This window comes from Oleiphilus sp. HI0067 (assembly GCF_001635735.1).
Window position 1 is genome coordinate 1 of sequence record NZ_LWFI01000258.1, and the last position, 721, is coordinate 721.

General features: G+C 43.4%; 1 protein-coding gene. It reads right to left on the bottom strand.

Features of this window, described 5'->3' with window-relative positions; genetic code table 11:
• A partial coding sequence (locus A3739_RS28605; protein WP_156502307.1) for a hypothetical protein occupies window positions 1-359 on the bottom strand: 359 nt, incomplete at its 3' end.
• Window positions 360-721 lie beyond the last annotated feature (362 nt).

Genomic DNA, 721 nt, shown 5'->3' on the forward strand with positions numbered 1-721 from the left:
GTCGCGTCATACACACTTACTGAATAAACCTTATCTCTCAATAGGACTGGCTCGCTCTCCAGCATCAACACATGGCCAGTATCTCCAGAACTTGGCAACACATCTTTTCGCCATGCGAGCAAATGTCCAGGCTTTAGCGTACTTATTTTGTTTGAACCAATCTCTTGCAGAAGATTAAAGTAATGCACTGCTTTGGGCCGTGAAAGTCGATACGGAAGCGTAATAGAAAGATGAGACAACAGAAGATTAAACAAGCCTGAGCAGTCACAGCTAATCGCCAACTCATCGACATGGCTTTCTCTAGTAAAAGATTTGGAGGGAAGACTATCCCATTCAGACAGGACTTCGAGTGAGTTCAAAATTAGCTCTCAAGCAAGCAACGTTGTATGCAAAAGCATATTGTAACGCCAACTCGCTCAAGATGCTTCCTGACACAATGACTGCTCTCTCAAGAAAGACGAGTTATCAAGATTTAAACGCTTGGTTCCATGCGCCATGGTCTACCATCGCATTTAGAATAATTTGAGCAAGAAGGTGTGCAACCTCTGCAAGGCAAACGCTTCGCTTCGTTAACGCTTTGATTATTTTGCGACTTTGATGGTGTTTGATTTTGTTGTGTCTGACTCAAAGCTTCAACCCCTTTACATAGTAATAGTGAGGTTAGTGATACGTCAGAGACCTAGCGCCGGTTCAAACCTTATGAACCCGCTGTGGTTTTTTC